This window comes from Rathayibacter sp. VKM Ac-2801 (genome assembly GCF_009834245.1).
Taxonomy (GTDB): Bacteria; Actinomycetota; Actinomycetes; order Actinomycetales; family Microbacteriaceae; genus Rathayibacter.
The window spans coordinates 2,486,938-2,507,454 of sequence record NZ_CP047183.1; the positions used below are offsets into that span (position 1 = coordinate 2,486,938).

Consider the following 20,517-nt stretch of genomic DNA (forward strand, 5'->3'; position numbering starts at 1 on the left):
CTCCTCCCCCTCTCCGAGGGAGTCGCGCGAGGCGGCCGCCGGCTTCCGCGTTCCGGGGGGCGGTGTGCAGGGGGCTGTGCGATCTGCAGGGGATCCGAGCGGAACGGGCGATCCTGCGAGGAGAAATCGGGCAGGAGCGGCTCGTCCCCTGCAGATCGCACGGCGGTGGAGAGGGTGAGCCCCCGTCCGCGCGTCGGTGTCGGACCCCTTCCGTAGAATGTCCGGGTGACATCCAGCACCCTCCGCATCGCCTCCGTCAACGTGAACGGCGTCCGCGCCGCCTACCGCAAGGGGATGGGCGACTGGCTCGCCGCCCGCGACGTCGACGTCCTGGCCCTGCAGGAGGTCCGCGCCTCCACGGACGACCTCACCGGGCTCCTCGGGGACGAGTGGGACGTGCTGCACGACGAGGCGACCGCCAAGGGGCGTGCCGGAGTCGCTCTCGCCTCGCGCAAGCGCGCCACGATCCACCGCGTGACGTTCGGCGCCGACGACTTCGACTCCGCGGGCCGCTGGCTCGAGGCCGACTACGAGGTCGGGGGCCGCTCGCTCACCGTCGTCTCCACCTACGTCCACTCCGGCGAGGTCGGCACTCCCAAGCAGGTCGAGAAGTACCGCTTCCTCGACGCGATGGAGGCGCGCCTACCCGAGATCCGGGCGCACAGCGAGCTCGCCGTGGTGATGGGCGACCTCAACGTCGGGCACCGCACGCTCGACATCAAGAACTGGAAGGGCAACGTCAAGAAGGCCGGCTTCCTCCCGGAGGAGCGCGCCTACTTCGACCGCTTCGTCGGCGCCGAGGGCGACCCGGACTACAACGCCGGCGCCGGACTCGGCTGGATCGACCTCGGCCGCCGGTTCGCGGGCGAGGTGCCCGGGCCGTACACGTGGTGGTCGCAGCGCGGCCAGGCCTTCGACACCGACACCGGGTGGCGCCTCGACTACCAGCTCGCGACGCCCGCTCTCGCGGACCTCGCCCGCAGCTACGAGGTCGACCGCGCCGCCTCCTACGACACCCGCTGGTCCGACCACTCCCCCGTGGTCGTCGACTACGAGCTCTGACCCTCTCCCCCGCGATCCCGACCCCTCGAGGCCACCCATGAATCCCAGAACCCCGGGCGCGAAGCCCGTCATCTTCTCCGGCATGCAGCCCTCCTCCGGGTCGCTGCACCTCGGCAACTACATCGGCGCGCTGACCCAGTGGGTCGCGATGCAGGAGGACTTCGACGCCTACTTCTGCGTCGTCGACCTGCACGCGATCACGGTCCCGCAGGATCCGCAGCAGCTCCGCGAGCGCACCCGCGCGACCGCCGCGCAGTACATCGCCGCGGGCATCGATCCGGCTCGCTCGACCCTCTTCATCCAGTCGCACGTGCCCGCGCACGCCGAGCTCGCCTGGGTCCTCAACACGCTGACCGGCTTCGGCGAGGCCAGCCGGATGACGCAGTTCAAGGACAAGTCGGCGAAGCAGGGAACCGAGGCCGCCTCGGTCGGACTGTTCACCTATCCGATCCTGATGGCGGCCGACATCCTGCTGTACCAGACGGACGCGGTGCCGGTCGGCGAGGACCAGCGCCAGCACCTCGAGCTCACCCGCGATCTCGCCGCGCGCTTCAACTCGCGCTTCGGCGAGACCTTCGCCGTGCCGGAGCCCCACATCGTGCGCGAGACGGCGAAGATCTTCGACCTGCAGAACCCGGGCGCCAAGATGTCGAAGTCGGCGGAGTCGGACGCGGGCCTGCTCAGCGTGCTCGACGAGCCGAAGGCGACCGCGAAGAAGATCATGCGCGCCGTGACGGACACCGAGTCGGAGGTGAGGTTCGACCGCGCGGCGAAGCCCGGCGTCTCGAACCTGCTCACCATCTACTCCGTGCTCGCCGACCGGTCCATCGAGTCGCTGGAGCACGAGTACGCGGGCCGCGGCTACGGCGATCTGAAGAAGGGCCTCGTCGAGGTGGTCGCCGCCACGTTCGACCCGATCCGCGCGCGGACCGCGGAGCTGCTCGCCGACCCGGCCGAGCTCGACCGGGTCCTCTCCCTCGCCGCCGACCGCGCGTCCGAGACCGCGGAGCGCACGCTCGCCGCGGTCTACGACTCCCTCGGCCTCCTCCGCCGCGTCCGCTGAGCCGGCCGTGCTGCGGCTCGCGCTCTTCGACCTCGACGACACGCTCTTCGCCCATGCCCGCGCCGTGCGGGAGGGGATCGTGGCGTACGCCGCCGCGCTCGGCGACGCGTACACCGGCGAGCCTGCCGAGGTGCAGCGCCGCTGGCACCTGCTCGAGGAGGAGCACTACCACCGCTACCTCGCGGGCGAGCTCGACTACGAGGGCCAGCGGCGGGCCCGAGCCACGGACTTCGCGGCGGAGGCCGGGATCGCTCTGACGCCGGAGGAGGCGAGCGCCTGGTTCCGCGGGTACCTCGAGCACTACGTCGCAGCGTGGACCCTCCACGACGACGCGCTGCCCGTTCTCGACCGGCTCGACGCCGCCGGGGTGCGGATCGGCATCATCACGAACGGTGTGCTCGACTTCCAGCTCGGCAAGATCGAGGGCGTCGGCCTCACCGACCGGATCGAGCACGTGATCGCCTCGGGCGACGTCGGCGTCACGAAGCCGGACGCGCGGATCTTCGCCCTCGCCTGCGAGCGGTTCGGAGTGCCTCCGGCCGAGGCGCTCTACGTCGGCGACCGGCTCGGCACCGACGCGATCGGAGCGGCCGCCGCGGGCCTCCGCGGCGTGTGGCTGGACCGCGTCGGCGGCCCCGAGCACTGCCGCGAGCTGCCGCCCGAGGCGGTCGAGCTGGGCGTGCGACGGATCGGCTCGCTCGACGAGCTGGACGCCCAGCTGGGGCTGTCCGCGGGCTGACCTCGTCGGTCGGCCTCGCCCGGGTCACGTCTCGACACGCCGCCTGCGGCGGCTATTCGACCAGCATGCGATACCGGACCCCCCCTTCGCGAGACCCTGCTGCGCCGTCGTCGGAACGATGAAGCGCCCCGCCCGACCCGAAGGTCGGACAGGGCGCTTCACCGTGAAGGACTCACGTCGTCCGCTCGCCGCGGAGGCGAACGGGGAGAACGCGTGCCAGCGCTGTCCCCTAGCCGGACGCGACCCGCTCTCCGAGGCGGAACCACCTCGCAGAGCCGACCGCGGCGCGGCAGGCAGGGACTGCCGCGGAGGGAACTACTGCACGTCCTCGTCGATCCAGTCGAAGGTCTTCGTGACGGCCTTCTTCCAGAGGCGGTACTGGCGAGCGGCCTCGTCCTGGTCCATCTGCGGGGTCCAGCGCGAGTCCTCCTGCCAGTTCTGGCGCAGGTCGTCGAGGTTCTCCCAGAAGCCGACCGCGAGACCGGCCGCGTAGGCCGCTCCGAGCGCGGTGGTCTCCGCGACGACCGGTCGGACGACCGGGACGCCGAGGATGTCGGCCTGGAACTGCATGAGCAGGTTGTTGGCGATCATGCCGCCGTCGACCTTGAGCTCCTGCAGGGGCACGCCGGAGTCGGCGTTGACCGCGTCCAGGACCTCGCGGGTCTGGAAGGCGGTCGCCTCGAGCGCGGCGCGGGCGATGTGGCCCTTGTTGACGTAGCGCGTGAGGCCGACGAGGGCTCCGCGCGCGTCCGAGCGCCAGTACGGCGCGAACAGACCCGAGAAGGCGGGGACGAAGTACGCGCCTCCGTTGTCCTCGACCGTGGCGGCCAGCGCCTCGACCTCGGGGGCCGAGCCGATGAGGCCCAGGTTGTCTCGCAGCCACTGGATCAGCGAGCCGGAGACCGCGATCGAGCCCTCGAGCGCGTAGTGCACCTCGCCGTCGCCCAGCTTGTAGCCGATGGTCGTGAGCAGACCGTTCTTCGAGTGGACGATCTCGGTGCCCGTGTTGAAGATCAGGAAGTTTCCGGTGCCGTAGGTGTTCTTCGCCTCGCCCGGATCGAACGCCGCCTGGCCGAAGGTCGCGGCCTGCTGGTCGCCGAGGATGCCGGCGATCGGGACCTCGCGCAGCAGCGACGAGGACTCGACGTGGCCGTAGACCTCGGAGGAGGAGCAGACCTCGGGGAGCATCGACTTCGGGACCCCGAAGGCCTCGAGGATGTCGTCGCGCCACTCGAGGGTCTCGAGGTCGAGGAACAGGGTGCGGGAGGCGTTGGTGACGTCGGTCTTGTGGACGCCGCCGTCGATGCCGCCGGTCAGGTTCCAGAGGACCCAGGTGTCCGTCGTTCCGAAGATCAGGTCGCCCGCCTCGGCCTTCTCGCGCGCACCCTCGACGTTCTCGAGGATCCAGACGATCTTGGTGCCGGAGAAGTAGGTCGCGAGCGGGAGGCCCACGATCGACTTGAAGCGGTCCGCGCCCTCATCGCCCGCGAGGCGGTCGACGATCGACTGGGTGCGGGTGTCCTGCCAGACGATGGCGTTGTAGACGGGCTTGCCGGTGGTCTTGTCCCAGACGACAGCGGTCTCGCGCTGGTTGGTGATGCCGACCGAGGCGATGTCGTGGCGGGTCAGGTCGGCGCGGGAGAGCGCCTGGCCGATCACCTCGCGGACGTTGTTCCAGATCTCGATCGGGTCGTGCTCGACCCAGCCGGCGCGCGGGAAGATCTGCTCGTGCTCCTTCTGGCCGGTGGAGACGATCGATCCCTTCTTGTCGAAGATGATCGCGCGGGACGACGTGGTCCCCTGGTCGATAGCGATGACGTAGTCAGCCATGAATGATTACTCCTTCGTAACGGGGATGAAAGGAAGCGCGGCGGTCTAGAGGACCGGGAGCAGCACGAGCGAGGCGAGGCCCGCGAGCACTCCGCCGACGATCGGGCCGGCGACGGGCACCCAGGCGTAGCCCCAGTCGCTCGAGCCCTTGCCCTTGATCGGCAGCAGCGCGTGCGCGATGCGGGGGCCGAGGTCGCGGGCGGGGTTGATCGCGTAGCCGGTCGGGCCGCCGAGGGAGGCGCCGATCGCGATCACCAGGATGGCGACGGGCAGTGCGCCGAGCGCGGCCAGACCGCCGTCGCCCTGACGTCCGCCGCCGAAGCCGATGACGACGAAGACGAGGACGAAGGTGCCGATGACCTCGGTGACGAAGTTCCAGCCGTACGAGCGGATCGCCGGGCCGGTCGAGAAGACGCCGAGCTTGTTGGCCGCGTCGGGCTCCTCGTCGAAGTGCTGCTTGTAGGCGAGCCAGCAGAAGACGGCGCCGAGGATCGCACCGATCATCTGGGCGAGGATGTAGACGAGGATCGAGACGATGTTGACGGGCACGCCGGAACCGAACTCGGTCGCTCCGCTCGCGACGAGGCCCAGGGTGACCGCGGGGTTGAGGTGCGCCCCCGAGTTGTACGAGACGATCACGCCGGCGAAGACCGCGAAGCCCCAGCCGATGTTGACCATGAGGGTTCCGCCGTTGAGACCCTTGCTCTTCACGAGCGCGACGTTGGCGACGACACCGCAGCCGAGGAGCACGAGCATGGCCGTTCCCACGACTTCGGCGAGGAAGACCACTCCGAGATTGTCCACGTTGACCTTTTCCTTTTCGTAAGACGGACGCGCACAGGCGCCCGCGGCGGGCTTCGATGCCCGACGTGTGTGAAGTTATCGGCGCCCTGTCCTAGCGACAAGGAACGGCGCGTGCACGTTTGTGCGTTGTCACGACGGAAGCCCCGGTCGAGGTGGTCCTCGGTCCGGGGCTTCCGTCGATCCGCGCCTGATCGCCGATCAGGAGGCGGGCACGGCCGTCGGGGTCTGCACCGAGGTGCCGCCGACGTCGACGCCGTTGTACTCCTTGAGGTGCGCGATGGTCCTATCGACCTCGGACGCTCGGGTGGCGTCGTCCCAGCCCAGCACGGCACCGGTGTGCTCGGCGAGCTCCTCGAGGAGCTCGCGGCTCAGACCGCCCGTGAAGGCGTGGTTGGTGCGGCGCATGACCAGGTCGATCAGGTGCACCACGCTCTCGCGCTGGGCGAGGTAGCGGATCTCACCGGTGGTGAAGTCCTTATCGAAGTCGAGCGCCTCGTCGTGTCCGTCGGCCAGGGCCTCGATGACCTCCTGCGCGCGGGTGCCGTAGCGCTCGAGCAGCTGGCCGGTGCGGGCCGAGGAGAGGCCGGAGCGGTGCTGGCTGATCCACTGCGCACGGGACGCGTCGGTGCGCGGGAAGCCCTTGCCGCCTCCGATGGGGGTCTTCACGGTGGAGACGCGACGGGTCACGCCGATCCGCTTGAAGACCTCGTTCGAGAGGTGCTCGGACAGGGCGCGGAACGTCGTCCACTTGCCGCCGACCAGGCTGAGCACCGGCGAGCCGTTGCCGGGGAGGGTCGAGGGCTCGATGCGGTAGTCGCGGGAGACGAAGCCCGGGGCCTCGTCGTCGTGACGGGGCAGCGGGCGGATGCCGGAGAACTTGAACACGATCTGCGAGCGGTCCACGCGGATGGCCGGGAAGACGTGGTTGACGAGCTCGAAGAAGTAGTCGATCTCCTCCTCCGTGCACACCGCGGGCTTGGTGGGGTCGGCGTCGATGTCGGTCGTGCCGACCATCACGCGGCCCTTGAGCGGGTAGATGAGGACGATGCGGCCGTCGCTGTGCTCGAAGAACATCTCGCGGCCCTCGCAGGCCTCGACCAGCTCGGGGTTGTCGAGCACGATGTGGGAGCCCTTGGTGCCGCCCATGAACTTCGTGGTCGTGCCGAGGGCCGTGTTGGTGAAGTCGGTCCAGGGCCCGGAGACGTTGACGACGACGTCCGCGGCGAACGTGAACTCCTCGCCGGACTCGCGGTCGCGGAGGACGACGCCCTTCTCGTCGGCGCCGACGGCCTCGACGTAGTTGGCAGCGCGGGCCTTCTTGCCGCCGATGAGCGCATCGTGCAGCACGTCGAGCGCGAGGCGCTCGGGCTCGTGCACGGAGGCGTCGAAGTAGGTGGCGGTGTACTTGATCTTCGGGTCGAGCTTGGGGAGCTCGTTCAGCGAGCGCTTGCGCCCGTGGAACTGGTGGCGCGGGACCGTGCCGCCGTCGCGGGAGAAGAAGTCGTACATCGTGAGGCCGACCTTGATCAGCAGCGCGCCGCGCTCCTGCGGCTTGCCCGACTTGTGGGTCAGGAAGCGCAGCGGGGCCGCGAGGATGCCCGAGAACGTCGAGTAGATCGGGATCGTCGTCTGCAGCGGCTTCACGTAATGGGGAGCGATCTTCAGCAGGCCGTTGCGCTCGTGCACGCCCTCGTTGACGAGTCGGAACTCGCCGTTCTCGAGGTAGCGGATGCCGCCGTGGATCATGTGGCTCGAGGCGCTCGAGGCACCGGAGACGTAGTCGCCCCGCTCGACGAGCGCGACGTCGACGCCGTTGAGCGCGAGCTCGCGGAACGTGCCGATGCCGTTGATGCCGCCGCCGATCACCAGGACGGTGGCGCGGGGGTTGTCGCGGAGAGCAGCGACGCTCTCACGCAGAGCGGAGTTTCCGGGAGTTCCGTCGGACTGTGCCACTTCGTACTCGCCTTCGTGTCGTAGGTGTTCCGTGGAGCCTGCGTCCATCCTCCGCCGGGCGGATGGACGATTGATTTCGCGGAGGAATACAGCCATCCTTGACCCGACAACACATCCGGTCAAGACGGGTGGAAATCCGTGCAGGGAGCGCTATGACCCCGGTGAGACCGGTCGTCGAACTCGACGAGACGACCCACGCGACCCATCCCGACAAGACGCGGGACGCGCTGCGTGCGGCCCAGCTGTACTACATGCAGGATCTGACGATGGACGCGATCGCGCACGAGCTGCACACGTCGCGCTCCTCGGTCTCGCGCCTGCTCTCCCACGCCCGCGCGACCGGCCTGGTCGACATCCAGATCCGCTCCCCCCTCGACCGGGCCAGCGCCCTGTCGGCCGAGGTGCGGTCCCACTTCGACATCACGGCGCACATCGTGCCGGTGCCGGACCACACCAGCGAGATCGACCGGCTGGAGCGGGTCGCCCTGTCCGCGGCGCGGATCCTCGGGCAGTTCATCGACTCGAACATGATCGTCGGCATCGCCTGGGGCTCCACGATGAGCGCGATCAGCCGCCACCTGATCGCCAAGGAGACGCACAACACGCAGATCGTGCAGCTGAACGGCGCCGGCAACACCGAGACCACGGGCATCAACTACTCGAGCGAGATCCTCCGCCGCTTCGGCGACGCGTACGCCGCGAAGGTCCAGCAGTTCCCGGTGCCGGCGTTCTTCGACGACCCGACCACCAAGCAGGCCGTGTGGCGCGAGCGCTCCACCCGCCGGGTCCTGGAGCTGCAGCAGCGGATGGACGTGGCGCTGTTCGGGCTCGGGTCGCCGTTCGCGGCGGTCCCCTCGAAGGTCTACATCGGCGGCTACCTGGAGCCGAGCGACTTCACCTCGCTCAGTGGCTCCGGGGTCGTCGGCGACGTCGCGACGGTGTTCTACCGGTCCGACGGCAGCTGGGACGACATCCCCATGAACGAACGTGCAAGCGGTCCGGACCTCTCCACCGTGCGCCGCGCGTCGCGCCGGATCTGCGTGGTCTCGGGGGCCTCCAAGCTGCCCGGCCTCCGCGGCGCCCTCGCCGCGGGCCTGATCACCGACCTCATCCTCGACGAGGGCACGGCCCGCGCCCTCATCTCGGACTGACGTCCGCGCTCCCCTCCCTCTCCCCCGCCGCGAGATGCCACTTCGGTACGCGACACGCCGACGCGGGCGTACCGAAGTGGCATCTCGCGGGGCTCAGCCGAGCAGGGCCCGACGCACGCGGGCGACGGTCTCCTCGGGATCGAGGAGCACGCCGGAAGAGCGCACGCGGACGACCCGGTAGCCGAGGGCCTCGATGGCCTCGATGCGCCGGATGTCGCGCTCGTACTGGTCGCGGTCCGTGCGGTGCTGGTCGCCGTCGTACTCGACCACGACCCGGCGGTCCCGGTAGACGAGGTCCACCCGCGCGACGAACCGGCCCTCGTCGTCGTACAGCTCGCTGTTCAGCTCCGGTTCTGGAAGTCCGGCCCGCAGGAGCAGGAGGCGCAGCAGCGTCTCCATCGGGGACTCCGCGCCGGCACGCACCCAGGTCACCGCCTCGCGGGCCCGCCGCCCGCCGCGGCCTCGGAACGAGACCGCACGAGAGGTCAGCGCCTCCGGGTCGATGCGCCATCCGCGCCGTCTCCCCTCCCCGTCGCGCCCGACGATCGCGTCACCGAGGACGACCAGGTCATCGAGGGAGAGCAAGTCGGACAGGTGGCAGAACGTGGACGCCGGGTCGGCGACCGGGTAGCCCGCGTCGATCACCGTCACCGCGGGGTCCCAGAGGTGGTGCGAGCGGACACCGATCCGGCGCGCGGCACGCTGAGGCGGCGCGACGGACACGTGGAGCGGCGTCGTCGCGCCGGGACGCGGACCGGGCAGGCCGAGCAGATGCGCGGCCGTGCCGTGCGAGAAGAACTCGCCGGGGCGCATGATCGCGCCGTACGCACGGATCCGCTCGTCGAACGTGAGCGGCTCCACCGCTGCGCGCGCCCCGCGGAACACGACGACCGGGTGCTCGGCCGCCAGCCCGCGCCTGGTCGTGCCGTCCCTCGACGCCGTCACCCCGGCCTGCCCGCTGTCCATGCCCCGAGGATGTCCGACCCGCCCCTGCCCTCGCAGAAGTTCTCCACAGCCCCCTCCGCGAGATGCCACTTCGGTACGCGACACGCCGGTGCGGGCGTACCGAAGTGGCATCTCGCGGAAGGGGAAGGGTGAGGCGAGAGCGGTTCAGGACTCGCGGGCGTGCGCGTCGAGGAACTCGTAGACCTCGGCGTCGTCGATGCCGGGGAAGGTGCCCGACGGCAGCGGCGCGAGCACGTGCGCGTGCAGGCGCGCGCTCGGCCAGGCGTTGCCGTCCCAGCGCGCGGCGAGCTCCGACGGGGCGCGCCGGCAGCAGGACTCGTCGGGGCAGCGGGAGAGCTCACGGCGGTCGGTGTCGCGGCCGCGGAAGAAGCGGGCCTCGGCGAACGGGACGCCCACCGTGATCGAGAACTCCTCCGTGGCGGTCGTGCCGGTCTGCGACGCCGACCAGAAGGTGCCCGCCGAAGTGTCGACGTACTGGTAGTACTCCGTCGTGCGGTTGGTCCGGGTGAACGCGGAGCGCGCCGACCAGTAGCGGCAGACGACCTGGCCCTCGACGGCCCCGGTGACATCGGTCGGCAGCGGCAGCCCGTCGTTCTCGTAGGCCTTCTGGATGGACCCGTCTCCCAGCACCCGCAGGAAGTGCATCCGGATGTCGAGGTGCGAGGTGAGCAGGTTCGTGAAGCGCAGGGCGGCGGCCTCGTGGGTGACGCCGAAGCCGTCGCGGAAGTCCTCCACCGAGATGTCCCGCTCGCGCTTCGCCTCCTGGAGGAACGCGACGGCCGGCTCCAGCGGCATCAGGCACGCGGCGGCGAAGTAGTTGATCTCGAGGCGCTGCCGGAGGAAGTCGGCGTAGGTCGCCGGCCGCTCGTGCCCGAGGAGGCGGTGCGCCATCGCCTGCAGCGCCAGCGCCCGCAGGCCGTGGCCCCCGGGGATCGACGCGGGCGGGAGGTAGATCCTGCCGTTGGCGAGGTCGATCACCGAGCGCGCGGAGTGCGGCAGGTCGCCGACGTGGATGATCTCGAAGCCGAGGTGCCGGGCCATCTTCGAGACGGAGCTGTGGGTCAGCGCTCCCCCGCGGTGGCCGACGGTGCGGAGCATCTCGCCCGCCACCTCCTCGATCTCGGGCAGGTAGGAGCTGCGCTCGCGCAGCTGGAGCCGCTGGGCCGTGTTCGCCCGGCGCGCCTCCTCCGGCGTTGCGCTCGCCTCGCTCCGGCGGCGGGCGAGCTCGCGGTAGACCCCGAGGAACGCCTCCAGCACGGGCGTGCTCAGCCCCTTGTTGACCTTGAACTCGGGCAGGCCGAGCGAGCGGTACAGCGACCCCTTCTGCACGCGCGCCAGCTCGATCTCGAGCGCGGCCCGCTCGCTCGGCGGCTCGTCCGAGAGCAGCGCCGCGAGCTCGATGCCGAGCGCGGCCGCGAGGCGCTGCAGGAGGGAGAGGCGCGGCTCGCGACGGCCCGTCTCGATCAGCGAGAGCTGGCTCCCCGACACGTCGACGCGCTCGGCGAGCTGCCCGAGGGTCAGTCCGCGACGGGTGCGGAAGTGGCGCAGGCGCTGCCCGAGCAGCACGGCGTCGGAGCCCGGGGCGGGTGTCGAGGGATCGGTCACGGCGAGCTCCAACGATGGGTTGTGACAGTGGCGCAAAAAGGTGGTTTCTTGAACGCCTGAGCGCCGGGAATACCTCCTGATCCTCCTCCATCCTGGCTTCAGGCGCCACCGAGCGCCCTCCCGGCCCGGCCGGACTCTCCCCGGCTGCGGCCGGCGACTCCCCACCCCCGTCGACGACGACCACCGAAAGCGGAGCCAGCATGAGCATCTACAGCAACACCGTCCGACTCGAGCCGAGCACCCTGACCGCGCCGACGTCCGTCCCGGCACCCGTCGTGCCGCCGGCGCCCCTCGCCCTCCGCCGCTGGGTGCGCGAGACCGCCGCGATCCTGAAGCCCGACGCGATCGAGTGGAGCGACGGCTCCCCCGCGGAGTGGTACCGCCTGACCGAGCGGCTCGTCGCCTCCGGCACGCTCCTCCCGCTCAACCCGGAGTGGCGGCCCGGCTCGTTCCTGGCCCGCACCGACCCGGACGACGTCGCCCGGGTCGAGGACCGCACCTTCATCTGCACGACCGACGAGGCCGACGCGGGACCGACCAACAACTGGCGCGAGCCCGGCGCGATGAGGGCCGAGCTCGCTCCCCTCCTCGACGGCGCGATGCGCGGACGGACCATGTACGTCGTCCCGTTCTCGATGGGGCCCGTCGGCGGCCCGCTCTCGCAGCTGGGCGTCCAGGTCACCGACTCGGCCTACGCGGTGCTGAACCTGCGGATCATGGCGCGCGTGGGCTCCGAGCCGCTCGCCGCCTTCACCGAGGAGACCCCGTTCGTCCGCGGCGTGCACACCGTCGGGCTGCCCCTCCGCGACGCCGACGGCGTCACGCGCGAGGACGTCGCCTGGCCGTGCAGCCCGGTGAAGTACATCACCCAGTTCCCCGAGACGCGCGAGATCGTCTCGTACGGCTCCGGCTACGGCGGCAACGCCCTGCTGGCGAAGAAGTGCTTCGCCCTGCGCATCGCCTCGGCGATGGGGCGCGAGGAGGGCTGGCTCGCCGAGCACATGCTGCTCATCCGCATCGTCTCGCCCGAGGGCCGGCGCTACCACGTCGCCGCCGCCTTCCCGAGCGCGTGCGGCAAGACCAACCTCGCGATGATGCAGCCCGCGATCCCCGGCTGGCGGGTCGAGACGCTGGGCGACGACATCACCTGGATGCGCCGCGGGACGGACGGACGCCTGTGGGCGATGAACCCGGAGACGGGATTCTTCGGCGTCGCTCCCGGCACCGGGGGGAGCTCGAACCCGAACGCCGTGCAGACGCTCTGGGGCAACACGATCTTCACCAACGTCGCGCTCCGCGAGGACGGCGACGTGTGGTGGGAGGGCCTGACCGACGAGGTCCCGGAGCGGCTGACCGACTGGCGCGGGCAGCCGTGGACGCCGGCGTCCGGCACGCCCGCCGCGCACCCCAACTCCCGCTTCACCGCTCCGGCCGTGCAGTGCCCGTCGCTCTCCGCCGACTGGGACGCCCACGAGGGCGTGCCCCTGGACGCGATCGTCTTCGGGGGCCGACGGGCGAGCAACGTCCCGCTGGTCACGCAGGCCACCTCCTGGCAGCACGGCGTCTTCCTGGGAGCGACCGTCGCCTCCGAGAAGACCGCCGCCGCGGAGGGCACGGTCGGCGAGCTGCGCCGCGACCCGTTCGCGATGCTCCCCTTCTGCGGCTACAACATGGCCGACTACTTCGCGCACTGGCTCGCGATCGGCGCCGAGCTCGGCGATGCGGCGCCGGCCGTGTTCCAGGTCAACTGGTTCCGGAAGGACGCGGACGGCGAGTTCCTCTGGCCCGGCTTCGGCGAGAACGCGCGGGTGCTGCAGTGGCTCGTCCGTCGGCTGGAGGGGCTCGCGGAGGCTCGGCGCAGCCCCCTGGGCGACCTCCCGCTCGCGATCAACACGCACGGGCTCCTGCTCACCGCGGACCAGAAGGAGGAGCTGTTCTCCGTCCCGGTCGAGGCGTGGCTGGAGGAGTGCGCGCTCACCGAGCAGTTCTTCGCGCGGTTCGGCGACCGGCTCCCGCCCGAGCTGACCGCCGAGCTCCAGGCCCTGCGGCTCCGGCTCCTCGCCGAGAAGCTGCCGCTGGCGGCCTGATCCCCCGAACCGGGCCGGCTCCGGCCGGACACCCCTGTGGCCCGCGGGCGGATCATCCCCCTTTCCTCGCACCCCCCGCGGGTCCACTCCCCCCTCCGCTCCCACGACGACGGGCACCATGACCGACCGCATCACGCTCCGCTTCCTCGCCGCTCCGCAGGACGCCACCGCCGACGGCCGCAGCGCCCAGGCAGGCCGCGTCCTCGAGTGGATCGACAAGGCCGGCTACGCCTGCGCCGTGGGCTGGAGCGGCGGCTACTGCGTGACGGCGTACGTCGGCAACGTCCACTTCACCCGGCCCATCTCGGTCGGCAACCTGATCGAGGCGACCGCCCGCGTCATCCACACCGGCCGCACGAGCATGCACGTGCTGGTGCAGGTCGCGCAGGCGGATCCGCGGACCGGCGTCTACGAGGACGCCACGCACTGCCTCCTCGTGTTCGTCGCCGTCGACGACGAGAAGAGGCCGAGGTCGGTCCCCGAGTGGCGGCCCCGCTCGATCGAGGACCTGTCCCTCGCCGAGGGCGCCGCCGCGCGCATCGAGGGCCGCCGGCGGCTGCACGACGTGATGCGCGCCCAGGAGTACACCGAGGAGGGCACCGGTCCTCGGATCGTTTTCCGCTTCCTCGCGGCACCGGGCGACGTGAACTGGGGCGGCAACGCCCACGGCGGGATCGTGATGCGCTGGATCGACGAGGCGGCCGACGCGGTCGCGCAGCGCTGGACCGGTCGCGACGCGGTGGCCGTCTACTCCGGCGGGATCCACTTCTACCGTCCGGTGCGCATCGGGCACCTGGTCGAGGTGGAGGCGCGCCTCATCCACACGAGCGCCCGGAGCATGCACCTGGCGGTGCACGTGCGCTCCGGCGACCCGCGGACCGGTGAGCTGGAGCTGACCACGCAGTGCCGGAGCGTCTTCGTGGTGCGGGGCGCCGACGGGGCGGCTGAGCCGGTCCCGCCACTCGAACTGCGGACCGAGGAGGACCGGCGTCTGGACGCCCACGCGCGCGAGCTGATCCTCCTGCGCGCGGCGCTGCCGCCGCTCCCGCTCGCGGGGACGGCCGACGCTAGGGTCGGAGCGTGAAGCTGCCGATCCTCGTCCTCAACGGCCCGAACCTGAACCTGCTCGGCACCCGCGAGCCCGAGCTGTACGGCTCGGACACCCTCGCCGACGCCGAGGCACTCGCGGCGGAGGCGGCCGAGCGGCACGGCTTCACCGTCGAGACCTTCCAGAGCAGCTCGGAGGGCGCGATCATCGACCGGCTGCACGCCGCCCGCGGCACCGTCTCGGGAGTGGTCCTCAACGCCGGGGCGTACACGCACACGTCGATCGCGATCCGGGACGCCGTCCTCGCGACCGAGCTGCCGATGGTCGAGGTGCACGTGAGCAACGTGCACCGGCGCGAGCCGTTCCGGCAGCACTCCTACCTCTCGGACATCGCTGTCGCCGTGATCGTCGGCGCGGGCATCGCCGGCTACGGCTACGCGGTGGACGCGCTCGCCCGAGCGGCGGACGCGCGATGAGCGGACTCGGACGCTCCTTCGGCAGCGCGGTCGACGCCTACGACCGCGGGCGCCCCGGGTACCCGGACGACGCCGTCGACTGGATCGTGGGGCGCGCCCCCGCTCGGGTGGCGGGCGCCTTCGTCCCGGAGCGGGCCCGTGAGGCGGGAGCCGACGCCTCCGACCGCCTGCGCGCCGTGGACCTCGGCGCGGGAACGGGGAAGTTCACCGCCTCGCTCGCGTCCCGCGGCCTCGACGTCACCGCGGTCGAGCCGGACGCGGAGATGCTCGCGCGGCTCGCCTCGAACCTGCCGGGGGTCCGCCCCGAGGAGGGGACGGCCGAGGCGATCCCGGTCGCGGACGCCTCCGCGGAGCTCGTCACCGCCGCGCAGTCGTGGCACTGGGTCGACGCCGAGCGCGCGGGAGCCGAGGTCGCCCGGGTCCTGGTGCCGGAGGGCGTGCTCGCGCTGGTGTGGAACATCCGCGACGAGTCCGTCCCCTGGGTGCGCCGGCTGGGCGAGGTCGCCGGAGCCTCCACCGCCGAGCGCTTCGAGACGCTCCGCCCGCCGCTCGGCTCCGCTCTGGAACGGGTGGCGTTCGCGGCCTTCGAGTGGTCCTTCGAGCTGGACCGAGCCGGGGTGCGCGACATGTTCGCCTCCCGCAGCTACGTCATCGCGATGCCCGAGGAGGAGCGCGCCGCGGTCCTCGCGGCGGTCGACGCCGTGCTGGACGAGGAGTTCGGCGAGAGCGGGACCGTCGCGATGCCGTACTCGACGCGCGTGACGATCGCGCGCCGCTCCTCCTCCGCCTGACGCCGCGCCGCGCGCCGCGGACCGCCCCGCGCGCCGACTACCCTCGGAGGGCGCCGCACCGGCGCGAGCACCGAGAGCACGAGGAGAGACGCACGTGAGCATCATCGCCGCCGCAGACGGGTCCGCTTTGGGCAACCCCGGCCCCGCCGGCTGGGCCTGGTACGTCGACGACGAGCGCTGGGCCGCGGGCGGCTGGTCGCACGGCACGAACAACATCGGCGAGCTCACCGCGGTACTCGAGCTGCTGCGCGCGACCGCGCAGGAGGAGGAGCCGCTGCACATCCTCTGCGACAGCCAGTACGCCATCAAGGCCTGCACCGAGTGGCTGCCGGGCTGGAAGCGGAAGGGCTGGCGCAAGGCCGACGGCAAGCCGGTGATGAACGTCGAGATCATCAAGGCGCTCGACGAGGAGCTGCAGGGCCGGGCCGTCACCTTCGAGTGGGTGAAGGGGCACGCCAACCACCGCATGAACGAGGCCGCCGACGTCCGCGCCCGGAGCGCCGCGACCGCCTACCAGCGCCGGCAGGCCGTCGACGCCGGGCCCGGATGGCCGACCGCCGCCGCCGAGCCCGCCGCAGCCGCTGCGCCCGCCGTCGAGGACTCGGCGACCCTCTTCTAGCCGCACGCTCCTCCGCGCCCCTAGGGCAGCCGCAGCAGACCTGTCGCGACCAGCTCGCGCACCCGCGGCAGCACCGAGTCGGACACCGCCTCCTCCTCGACCTGGAGGAGCGAGGCGACCGCCGCCGCGATCGCCGCCACCGAGAGCTCGCCGTCGCAGGCGCCGACCACGGCGGCGAGCGCCGTGTCGACCTCCTCGACCCGGGCGAAGCCCCCGCCCTGGCGCAGCCGCAGCACCGTCGGATCGTCGTTGCCCGGCCAGTAGTGCCGCTCCTCCGTGACGTCTCCCGCGACCACCAGGGCGAGGCCGGCCAGAGCGCGGTCGTCGAGCGAGGCGAGGGCCTCGGCCGCGTCCAGGCAGGCGGCGAGGTGGCCGCCCAGTCCCGCGGTCGCCACCGGCGTCGTGATGCGCTCGAGGCGGCGGATCGGGGGCCGGGGCTGCTCGGGCAGGCGGAGCGTGACGTAGCCGAAGCCGACGCCGGTCACTCCGCGCCGCTCGAAGTCGGTCAGCCAGGCGTCGACCAGCGCGTCGAACGCGGGGCCGCGGGTCGTGCCGCCGTCGCGGATCCAGGTCTCGGCGTAGACCGCCGGGTCCTGACGCTCGCGCTCCACGACCCAGACGTCCAGCGGAGAGGCGGTCCCGCCCATCCAGGCGTCGAGCCCCTCGGGCCCCGCCTCGAGCGCCTGCTCCAGCGGGCTGCGGGCGTCGGCGAGCCAGTCCGCGATCCGGTCGAAGGCGTCCGCGCCCTCCCGGTACTCCCAGTTCCCCAGGAGCTGCGCGACACCGCCGGGGACCAGGTGCTCGGCCGCTCCGAGGATCACGCGGCGCACGATCTCGTCGCCCTCGAGCCCGCCGTCGCGGTACTCGTAGGAGGGGACGCCCTCGGCTCGCGGTGTGATGACGAACGGCGGGTTCGTGACGATGTGGTCGAAGCGCTCCCCCGCGACCGGCTCGTAGAGGCTGCCGAGGCGGAATTCGATGTTCTCGATCCCGTTCAGCGCGGCGGTGAAGGAGGCGAGCGCCAGCGCCCGCTCGGAGATGTCGGTGGCGACCACCTGCTCGGCGTGGCGGGAGGCGTGCAGCGCCTGGATCCCGCAGCCGGTCCCCAGATCGAGCACGCGGCCGACGGGCCGCTGGATCATCAGCCCGGTCAGCGTGAGACTCGCGCCGCCGACGCCGAGCACGTGGTCCTCGTCGAGCGCGCGGCCGAGGGCGAGCTCCCCGAGATCGGAGGCGATCCACCACGAGGCCGCGCCGCGCTGGTCGACCACGTCGTAGGGCCGCAGGTCGAGTGCCGCGGTGACGACGGCTCCGGCCTCGACGCGCACCAGACCGAGCTCCACCGCCCCCTCCAGCGCGAGAGCGCCGAACGCATCCTCCGCGTCGTCGGCCGAGACGGGATCGGCCAGGAGGAACAGGCGGGCGAGGGTGGCCAGCGCGTCGTGGTCGCCGCTGCGCTCGAGGGCCCGGCGGGCGGGGACCCGGTCGCCGCGGTGCAGCGCCTCGGCCGCTTCGTCGCCCCAGAGCCCCCGCACGGCGTCCACGCCGTAGCGGGCGCGGATCAGGTCGTCGCGCAGGAGGGTGATGCGGGCTCGGTCGAACGGGTCTGCGGAGAACACCGCTCCATCCTCCTGCACGCGGGTCGGCCACCGGGGCCGCCGCGGCCGTACGATCGGAGTCATGCCGCTGACCGGAGAGTACGAACCCAGCACGTCCGAGTGGGCCCGCGAGCAGGCGGAGCTCTACGAGCGGACCGGCGGAGCCGAGGGCGACCTCCTCCGCGGCCGCCCCATCATCGTCCTGACCACCGTCGGCTCGAAGAGCGGGAAGCTCCGCAAGACCGCGCTGATGCGCGTCGAGCACGAGGGCGAGTACGTGGTCGTCGCGTCCAAGGGCGGGGCGCCGGAGCACCCCGTCTGGTACGGCAACATGCTGAAGGAGCCGCACGTCGAGCTGCAGGACGGGCCGGTGAAGAAGGACTACACCGCGAGCGTGCTCGAGGGCGACCTGCGTGCCGCCTGGTGGGAGCGCGCTGTCGCCGCGTGGCCGGACTACGCCGAGTACCAGACGAAGACGGATCGGCAGATCCCGCTCGTGCTGCTGACGCCCTGGTCCTGAGCGCGACGGGCGGCTCGGGCCCTCGCTGAACCGGCCGGGGCTCGTTCCAGGTCGCGCCGCACGACAGGCGCCGCACGCGGGCGGCGAGCCCAGCGGATCGGAAGGGGGCTCAGACCCGCGCCTCGATGAGGTCGAGCACCTTCGGGCTCGAGAGCAGCGCGAAGTGGCCGACCACGGAGACCGCGATGTTCTCGCGCGCGCCGGAGAGGCGGCTCCCTCCCGGGATGTACTGGTCGCGCATGCCGTAGATCGACGTGATGCGCGCGTCGGCCTCGCGCTCGGCCAGCAGGGTGCGGATGAGCGGGCGGTGCGGCGCAAACTCCCGGAGCGCCCGCGCCGGCGCGATCCGAGCGAGCGACGAGCCGTTGAACGGGGTCGACACGGCGATCATCCGCTCGATGCGCCCGTCCTCGCGGTCGTCGACGACCATCATGTGCTTGCCGATCAGTCCGCCCTTGCTGTGTGCGACGACGACGACTCCGCGCAGATCGTGCTCGCGCAGGTAGTCCTGGCCGAGCCCGGCCGACGCGACGATCGGCCGCGTGTTGTAGCCGAGCGCGGGCAGCACGTGGATCGGATGGCCCGCCGCGTGCAGCCTCTCGGCGATGGGCCGCAGGAACTGCCACGTCTCGTAGATCCCGGGGATGAGCAGCACCGGAGCGTCGTCGCCGGACGCGTACCGCGACACGTCCCAGCCCTCCCGCAGGTGCACGAATCGCGAGCCGTAGGCGTAGCGGTAGTCGCGGAGGTACGCGCGCCGCAGCGAGGTTGAGCGGCGCGGGCGGGCGGAGTCACGCGCCGGCATAGGCCCTCTCCAGCTCCGCGATCTCGAGGCGGCCCATCGCGAGCATCGCCTGCAGAGCGCGCGCGGCCCCCTCGGGGTCGGCGCCGCCGAGCAGGCGCGGGAGGACCTCCGGCACGATCTGCCAGGACAGCCCCCAGCGGTCGCGGAGCCAGCCGCACCGGCTCTCCTCGCCGCCGTCCGCGATCAGGGCGTCCCAGAGCCGGTCGAGCTCGGACTGGCTGCCGACGGTCACGACGATCGAGACGGCCTCGGTGAACGGGAACCGCGGCCCGGCGTTGATCGCCTGGAACCGCTGCCCGTCGAGCTCGAAGGTCACCGACAGCACGTCGCCGGGCGACGGGGAGCCCTCGGGCAGCACCTGGCTCCCGGTGATCCGCGAGTTCGGCACCAGCTCCGTGTAGAAGCGCGCCGCCTCCCCCGCCCCGTCGTCGAACCAGAGGAAGGTGCTGACCGCGCCCATCGGAGTCTCCGTCCTGCGCGGAGGGGTCTCCGCGGCTCCCTCAGTGTGCCGCGGAGGCGCCCTCACCGCGACGGATCACAGCGGGTTGACGCCGAACGCCGTGGCCAGCTTGTCGATCTTCTTGGCGCGGCCCAGCCGGGGCAGGTCGCTGCCGTCGCGGATGACGCGGCCGCGGGCCTCGAAGTCGTCGAGGAAGTCGCGGGCCCAGGCGACGTCGGACGGCGTCGGGCTGATGACCTCGTTGATCACGGCGAGCTGCTCGGTGTCGAGGCAGAGCTTCCCGGTGAGGCCGAGCGAGACCGTGAGCGCGGACTGCTCGCGCAGCACGGGGTGGCTGTTCGAGACGGTCGGTCCGTCGATCGGGCCGGGCAGGTCGCCGATGCGCGAGGCGACGACCAGGCGCGAGCGCGGGTAGGCCATCGCGAGGTCGTCGGCGCTGGTGCCGGTGTCGCGGCGGTAGTCGCCGCTGCCGAACGCGAGTCGGAAGGTGCCGCGGGCGCGGGCGATCGAGACCGCCTCCTCGATGCCGAGGGCGGACTCGACCAGGGCGAGCACCGGAGTGGAGCCGCCGAGGCGGTCGAAGGTCTCGGTGACGTGCTCGGCGGCCTCGGTCTTGGCGAGCATGACGCCGGCGAGGCCGGGCAGGCCCTTCAGCGCGTCGACGTCGTCGGACCAGAACGGGGTGGAGTGGTCGTTGATGCGGACCCAGGCGCGCTTCTCGCCGGTCAGCCACTCGGCGACGTCGCTCCGCGCGTCGGGCTTCGCCTTGGGGTCGACCGCGTCCTCGATGTCGAGGACGATCTGGTCGGCGCGGGACGCGTGCGCGGCGTCGAACGTCTCGGTGCGGGTGGCGTTCACCAGCAGCCAGGAGCGCGCGATCTCGGGGGCGACGTCGCGCCCCTTCCGCTTCGCGATGGCGGTGGTGGTGGTCTCGGGCAAC

At 71.9% G+C, this 20,517-nt stretch carries 19 protein-coding genes; 10 read left to right on the forward strand and 9 right to left on the reverse strand.

Annotated elements, in window-relative coordinates:
• Positions 1–225 precede the first annotated feature (225 nt).
• The 3 genes from GSU45_RS11430 to GSU45_RS11440 are packed head-to-tail and all read left to right on the forward strand — an operon-like array spanning position 226 to position 2,864.
• Positions 226–1,062, forward strand: coding sequence for an exodeoxyribonuclease III (locus GSU45_RS11430; RefSeq protein ID WP_159915071.1), 837 nt, complete (start codon positions 226–228; stop codon positions 1,060–1,062).
• A 37-nt stretch (positions 1,063–1,099) separates the two neighbouring features.
• Complete coding sequence (gene trpS / locus GSU45_RS11435) at positions 1,100–2,125, forward strand: tryptophan--tRNA ligase (RefSeq protein ID WP_159915073.1); 1,026 nt, start codon at positions 1,100–1,102, stop codon at positions 2,123–2,125.
• 7 nt (positions 2,126–2,132) lie between these two features.
• Complete coding sequence (locus GSU45_RS11440; protein ID WP_159915075.1) at positions 2,133–2,864, forward strand: HAD family hydrolase; 732 nt, start codon at positions 2,133–2,135, stop codon at positions 2,862–2,864.
• 315 nt (positions 2,865–3,179) lie between these two features.
• Here GSU45_RS11440 and glpK read toward each other — a convergent pair whose 3' ends face one another.
• The 3 genes from glpK to GSU45_RS11455 all read right to left on the reverse strand — a co-directional run bounded on the left by glpK (position 3,180) and on the right by GSU45_RS11455 (position 7,451).
• Positions 3,180–4,694, reverse strand: a complete 1,515-nt coding sequence (gene glpK, locus GSU45_RS11445) for a glycerol kinase GlpK (protein ID WP_159915077.1) — start codon at positions 4,692–4,694, stop codon at positions 3,180–3,182.
• A 45-nt stretch (positions 4,695–4,739) separates the two neighbouring features.
• Positions 4,740–5,498: an MIP/aquaporin family protein gene (locus GSU45_RS11450; RefSeq protein ID WP_159915079.1), complete on the reverse strand. Its 759-nt coding sequence runs from the start codon at positions 5,496–5,498 to the stop codon at positions 4,740–4,742.
• A gap of 198 nt (positions 5,499–5,696) precedes the next feature.
• Positions 5,697–7,451 (reverse strand): glycerol-3-phosphate dehydrogenase/oxidase, encoded by a 1,755-nt coding sequence (locus tag GSU45_RS11455; RefSeq protein WP_244248106.1) that lies wholly within the window; start codon positions 7,449–7,451, stop codon positions 5,697–5,699.
• A gap of 152 nt (positions 7,452–7,603) precedes the next feature.
• Here GSU45_RS11455 and GSU45_RS11460 point away from each other — a divergent pair, with 152 nt between their 5' ends.
• The gene (locus GSU45_RS11460; RefSeq protein WP_104223198.1) at positions 7,604–8,602 is read left to right on the forward strand and encodes a sugar-binding domain-containing protein; all 999 of its coding nucleotides are present in this window, start codon (positions 7,604–7,606) and stop codon (positions 8,600–8,602) included.
• 93 nt (positions 8,603–8,695) lie between these two features.
• On the opposite strand, the gene GSU45_RS11465 is transcribed toward GSU45_RS11460, so the two are convergent.
• Complete coding sequence (locus tag GSU45_RS11465) at positions 8,696–9,568, reverse strand: DUF559 domain-containing protein (protein WP_159915083.1); 873 nt, start codon at positions 9,566–9,568, stop codon at positions 8,696–8,698.
• Between the two features lie 144 nt (positions 9,569–9,712).
• On the reverse strand, positions 9,713–11,173 hold the full coding sequence (locus tag GSU45_RS11470) for a helix-turn-helix domain-containing protein (RefSeq protein WP_159915085.1): 1,461 nt from the start codon (positions 11,171–11,173) through the stop codon (positions 9,713–9,715).
• A gap of 200 nt (positions 11,174–11,373) precedes the next feature.
• Here GSU45_RS11470 and GSU45_RS11475 point away from each other — a divergent pair, with 200 nt between their 5' ends.
• The 5 genes from GSU45_RS11475 to GSU45_RS11495 all read left to right on the forward strand — a co-directional run bounded on the left by GSU45_RS11475 (position 11,374) and on the right by GSU45_RS11495 (position 16,194).
• Positions 11,374–13,260, forward strand: a complete 1,887-nt coding sequence (locus GSU45_RS11475; protein ID WP_159915087.1) for a phosphoenolpyruvate carboxykinase (GTP) — start codon at positions 11,374–11,376, stop codon at positions 13,258–13,260.
• Between the two features lie 118 nt (positions 13,261–13,378).
• Entirely contained in the window at positions 13,379–14,344 is a 966-nt protein-coding gene (locus GSU45_RS11480) for a hotdog domain-containing protein (RefSeq protein ID WP_159915089.1), read from the forward strand.
• Positions 14,341–14,784, forward strand: coding sequence for a type II 3-dehydroquinate dehydratase (gene aroQ, locus GSU45_RS11485; RefSeq protein ID WP_159915091.1), 444 nt, complete (start codon positions 14,341–14,343; stop codon positions 14,782–14,784). The genes GSU45_RS11480 and aroQ overlap by 4 nt, the downstream gene beginning before the upstream one ends.
• Complete coding sequence (locus GSU45_RS11490) at positions 14,781–15,575, forward strand: class I SAM-dependent methyltransferase (RefSeq protein WP_159915093.1); 795 nt, start codon at positions 14,781–14,783, stop codon at positions 15,573–15,575. Before aroQ ends, GSU45_RS11490 begins: the two co-directional genes overlap by 4 nt.
• Positions 15,576–15,669: 94 nt before the next feature.
• Positions 15,670–16,194: a ribonuclease H gene (locus tag GSU45_RS11495; protein ID WP_159915095.1), complete on the forward strand. Its 525-nt coding sequence runs from the start codon at positions 15,670–15,672 to the stop codon at positions 16,192–16,194.
• A gap of 20 nt (positions 16,195–16,214) precedes the next feature.
• On the opposite strand, the gene GSU45_RS11500 is transcribed toward GSU45_RS11495, so the two are convergent.
• Positions 16,215–17,813 carry a methyltransferase gene (locus GSU45_RS11500; protein ID WP_244248107.1) on the reverse strand — a complete coding sequence of 533 codons (1,599 nt, stop codon included), beginning with the start codon at positions 17,811–17,813 and terminating at the stop codon, positions 16,215–16,217.
• Between the two features lie 61 nt (positions 17,814–17,874).
• On the opposite strand from GSU45_RS11500, the gene GSU45_RS11505 reads away from it, so the two are divergent.
• Complete coding sequence (locus tag GSU45_RS11505) at positions 17,875–18,312, forward strand: nitroreductase family deazaflavin-dependent oxidoreductase (RefSeq protein ID WP_159915099.1); 438 nt, start codon at positions 17,875–17,877, stop codon at positions 18,310–18,312.
• Between the two features lie 109 nt (positions 18,313–18,421).
• Here GSU45_RS11505 and GSU45_RS11510 read toward each other — a convergent pair whose 3' ends face one another.
• The 3 genes from GSU45_RS11510 to GSU45_RS11520 form a co-directional block, all read right to left on the reverse strand.
• A complete protein-coding gene (locus GSU45_RS11510; protein ID WP_159915101.1) occupies positions 18,422–19,117 on the reverse strand; it encodes an alpha/beta hydrolase in 696 nt (231 codons plus the stop codon).
• Positions 19,104–19,577 (reverse strand): VOC family protein, encoded by a 474-nt coding sequence (locus GSU45_RS11515; RefSeq protein ID WP_159915103.1) that lies wholly within the window; start codon positions 19,575–19,577, stop codon positions 19,104–19,106. Before GSU45_RS11515 ends, GSU45_RS11510 begins: the two co-directional genes overlap by 14 nt.
• A 75-nt stretch (positions 19,578–19,652) precedes the next feature.
• Positions 19,653–20,516 carry a CoA ester lyase gene (locus GSU45_RS11520; RefSeq protein ID WP_208543545.1) on the reverse strand — a complete coding sequence of 288 codons (864 nt, stop codon included), beginning with the start codon at positions 20,514–20,516 and terminating at the stop codon, positions 19,653–19,655.
• Position 20,517 lies beyond the last annotated feature (1 nt).